Origin of the sequence: Xenorhabdus anantnagensis (assembly GCF_028598555.1) — a bacterium.
GTDB lineage: Bacteria > Pseudomonadota > Gammaproteobacteria > Enterobacterales > Enterobacteriaceae > Xenorhabdus > Xenorhabdus anantnagensis.
Genome location: NZ_JAQRFN010000060.1, coordinates 1 through 3,785 on the forward strand (window position 1 = coordinate 1; position 3,785 = coordinate 3,785).

Consider the following 3,785-nt stretch of genomic DNA (forward strand, 5'->3'; position numbering starts at 1 on the left):
GCGCCCGTCATAGTGGGTAAAGAGACATCCAGCAATGGACGTGGGTGTCCGCAAGGTTCAATCCTGTCGCCGGTGCTGGCCAATATCTATCTGCATCATGTGATAGACGAATGGTTTGATGAAATCAGCCGTTCCCATATCCATGGACGGGCAGAGATGGTGAGGTATGCTGATGACATGGTGTTTACTTTCCAGTATCCCAGTGAAGCTAAACGTTTCTACAAGGTATTACCTAAGAGACTGAATAAGTATGGCTTGGAGTTGCATGAAGACAAATCGCAATTAATTCCTGCGGGTCACATTGCGGCAATGCGAGCTAACCAGTCAGGAAAACGCTTGCCAACGTTCAATTTTCTGGGATTTACCTGCTATTGGGGGAAAACGCGAAAGGGTTTCTGGCGACTGAAATTTACCAGCCGAAAAGACCGTTTCGCCGCTAAATTGAAGGGACTCAGGGACTTTCTATGGAAGAATCTGAGTACCGACAAACGGCAAATCCTGAATACCGTCATCAGAGTGATCAGAGTGATCAGAGGCTGGATAAATTATCACGGCATATCTGATAACCAGAGACGAGTTGGGCAGTTTATCTACCAAAGTATGCGAATAATCTATAGATGGTTCAACCGTAAAGGTGGCCGTCGCCGACTGACGTGGAAAAAGCGGAATCTGATCTTGAAAATGCTGGGTTATCCAACGAAATGGAAAACCCGATCAATACTCTGGACTCGCTGAATATGTGTGGGGACACTGATCTGTCGGGAGCCGGATGCGGTAGTTCCGCACGTCCGGTTCTGAGGAGGGGTCCGTCTGGGTAACCGGCGGGTCTACTCAACCGAAACCCCTAAATAACTCGAGTTATTCTATATTGAAAAATGAATTGACAAATAAAAAAATAGAGATAAACATAGTTAGAATGTAATATTTAATCTAGTAGATATAGAAAAGAATGATATAAAAATGAATATCCTTATCATATCTTAAAGAATCATATCTTAAAGAATTGAGGTTTTTTTATTATCTGAATAAAATAAATTTTAAGGAATTAATATATGAACACAAAAGAAATTTTAACTAGAATATCACTAGTATCGACGATATTTATGATATCTATCTCTTATGCACACAGTTCATCAACAGTATTATTATCTCAGAATAATGAACTGCTTTTAGTTAATGAAAACAATAAAATTGATAATAAAAACAAAGGCAATAAGATAAATAAGAATAATAAAACTAATAAGGGTAATGAAACTAATGAGATTAATGGAACTGATGGAACTGATGGAGCTGATGGAGCTGATGGAGCTGATGGAGCTGATGGAGCTGATGGAGCTGATGGAGTAGATGGATGGTTATGGGGAAAAGGAGGTAAAGGTGGAAAAGGAGGTAAAGGTATCGGTGGAGGGAATGGTGGCGATGGTGGAAATGCAAGTGGTATTGGTAGTAAAGCCGGAAATGGAGGAAAAGGGGGAGATGCAATATAATTCAATAAATATGTGGAGTATTAATTATGATAAGCAAAAAATTTAGAACGATTTTTATTATTGCAATGTTTTCACTTTTTGCTTCAGGAAGTAATTCAATGGCAGCCTCGGTGATAGGAAAAGATGGAGGTTGGTTTGGAGATGGTGGAAATGGAACCGATGGAGATAGAGGAGGAAATGGAGGTGCATTAGTAGGTGATGGAGGGAAAGGGGGAGATGGCCAAGCTGGAAAAAATGGTGGGGATGGAGGAAAGGGCGGTATCTTCGGCGGAAAGGGTGGTGATGGTGGAAGAGGAGGGGATGCTGGTACTGGACAAAAAGGAGGTAATGGAGGGAAAGGGGGGGATGGAGGTTTCATTGGCGGGCGTGGAGGTAACGGTGGTGATGGTGGAAGAGGTAGAGATAATTAAAATGGAGGAGATGATAACTATAGTAAATTATGGAAGGAATGAGCATTAGAATAGTTTTTTGTAGTGAAAAATGGTTTATTTATAATACCATATTAATTAATTTAAAATAATGAGGTTTTTCCTATGAAAAGTAAAAAATTAATATCAGCTTTATTAGTTGCAATACTTTCACTTTCACTTTCTGTTTCTGCTGTTAGTTTTGCTGGAGGCAAAGGTGGTGATGGCGGAAGTGCAGGTGGTATTGGCAGCTCTGCTGGCAATGGTGGAGACGGAGGCAAAGGTAAAGGTGGAGGTGATGGTGGTGCAGGTGGAAATGCAGGTGGTATTGGCAGCTCTGCTGGCAATGGTGGAAACGGAGGCAAAGGTAAAGGTGGAGGTGATGGTGGTGCAGGTGGAAATGCAGGTGGTATTGGTGGTACTGCTGGTCATGGTGGAAAAGGAGGCGATCATTAATAATAAGAGTTGGACTAGCGGGAACATTCGTGCAGAAACTTGTGGTTTCATCTTGTTGTTGGCGTCACATGACACAATATAGCAACGTGTGAAAATTTGTTGGGCTACTATGCTACTGCATTGTTTTTATGATCAAAACTCTCATAGTAGAAAAGCAATCGAGAACATAATTTCGAGAATGAGTTCTGATAATTGTAATTCCTGAATAAAGCACAGTGAAAAGCATCACTCATGATTCTCATAACTCACCATTTTTGTAAAAAAATTATGTAGCATAGAGGAATTAAAATTTCGAACCGCAAGTTTCTGCACGAATGTTCTCACTAGTCCATAAATCTCAATTTAAATAAAAATATATTAACTTAATATATAAAAAAGAAAATTTGTAATGAGATCATAATGACATAAAAAAATCTATTTAAGATCCTTTTTACTAATTTGTAATTATCACTCTCGAAAAAAAACATCTTCGCAAAAATGGTTTTTACATATTCTAGGAATTACCTACTTGGCCCATAACTACTATGATAGGGTTTATTTTTTGGTTCTGCTCGTTCCAGTTTCTGCTGTTTTAGCATTTGTTCTGCCTGTAAAAACTCTCGAACTGCTGGAGTTGCGCGGTCAATTCGTTCACTCGATTGCTTAAGTAGTTCACTTGTTTCAACAGCGTGGCGTTGTCCTCCACAGTGCAATTGAACATAGTCTGTAAGGCGGCGTGCGCCTGCTCGGAGGCTCTGTGTTGCTCGTTGAATTGTTGCTCCAACCGCTTCAAGGCATTCAATAAATGCGTTTCCAGCTCGGTCATACTCTATCTCGTGATCTTCAGTGCTTTCTTGTTGCCCATTGTCCAATTGTCTTCGACCTTCGCCCCCTCCGGCAACACGATAAATAACCCGTCGTTGTTTTGAATTATGTTCACGCCGCCCGTACCTTTCTCCAATTGGGCCAGCATCTCTTTCTGGGCTGTGATCGCCTTCCAATTTTCTGAAAGCCGGCTTTCCTGATAGGTACTCATTCCCCAGCCGCTCAGAAAGATAGTGCCTAAGACTGTAACACCACGCTCAGCGCCGGAAGTAATACCTGTTTTTTCAACACACCTGAGAGTAAATCGTTCTTGGTCTTCCGATAGTCTTTCAACAGGCCATTCAGCTCTCTCAGTTCCTCTTGCAGTGCCTGATGAATATCTTTCTGCATGGTATCGCGTTCTTGCTGCAATGTGCTGATTAACCCGTTCCGAATATCGCCTAGTCCCTGCCTTGTCAGGCCCTGTATAATCTCGTTCTCCCCGTGGTACTGTTGCTTCAATCTGTAGTGGTCAAGAACTACCGTACACAGCAACGACGGACTATCATGGTTAACAAAACTTGAGCGTATAGGTGAGAAATCAGCAGGTAACAAACAACGGGTGTTCAATAACTTGGGGCACCTGTTAAAC

General features: G+C 41.5%; 6 protein-coding genes. 4 read left to right on the forward strand and 2 right to left on the reverse strand.

What is annotated here, in order from left to right; genetic code table 11:
* From PSI14_RS19610 to PSI14_RS19625, 4 genes are all read left to right on the forward strand, one after another.
* The coding region (locus PSI14_RS19610; protein ID WP_273577658.1) for a reverse transcriptase domain-containing protein at nucleotides 1–735 on the forward strand (735 nt) is incomplete at its 5' end.
* A 317-nt stretch (nucleotides 736–1,052) separates the two neighbouring features.
* Nucleotides 1,053–1,487: a hypothetical protein gene (locus tag PSI14_RS19615; RefSeq protein WP_273577659.1), complete on the forward strand. Its 435-nt coding sequence runs from the start codon at nucleotides 1,053–1,055 to the stop codon at nucleotides 1,485–1,487.
* A gap of 98 nt (nucleotides 1,488–1,585) precedes the next feature.
* On the forward strand, nucleotides 1,586–1,897 hold the full coding sequence (locus tag PSI14_RS19620) for a hypothetical protein (RefSeq protein ID WP_273577660.1): 312 nt from the start codon (nucleotides 1,586–1,588) through the stop codon (nucleotides 1,895–1,897).
* Nucleotides 1,898–2,020: 123 nt separating this feature from the next.
* Nucleotides 2,021–2,350, forward strand: coding sequence for a hypothetical protein (locus PSI14_RS19625; RefSeq protein WP_273577661.1), 330 nt, complete (start codon nucleotides 2,021–2,023; stop codon nucleotides 2,348–2,350).
* Between the two features lie 500 nt (nucleotides 2,351–2,850).
* On the opposite strand, the gene PSI14_RS20425 is transcribed toward PSI14_RS19625, so the two are convergent.
* Nucleotides 2,851–3,330: a hypothetical protein gene (locus PSI14_RS20425; RefSeq protein ID WP_273577662.1), complete on the reverse strand. Its 480-nt coding sequence runs from the start codon at nucleotides 3,328–3,330 to the stop codon at nucleotides 2,851–2,853.
* Between the two features lie 61 nt (nucleotides 3,331–3,391).
* Nucleotides 3,392–3,785, reverse strand: a 394-nt coding sequence (locus PSI14_RS19635; RefSeq protein ID WP_273577663.1) for a hypothetical protein, incomplete at its 5' end; no start/stop codon positions are given.

What these genes read in the sequence shown, in the direction of transcription:
- PSI14_RS19615 (WP_273577659.1), top strand. Translation starts at nt 1,053, where the DNA reads ATGAACACAAAAGAAATTTTAACTAGAATATCACTAGTATCGACGATA.
- PSI14_RS19620 (WP_273577660.1), top strand. Translation starts at nt 1,586, where the DNA reads ATGGCAGCCTCGGTGATAGGAAAAGATGGAGGTTGGTTTGGAGATGGT.
- PSI14_RS19625 (WP_273577661.1), top strand. Translation starts at nt 2,021, where the DNA reads ATGAAAAGTAAAAAATTAATATCAGCTTTATTAGTTGCAATACTTTCA.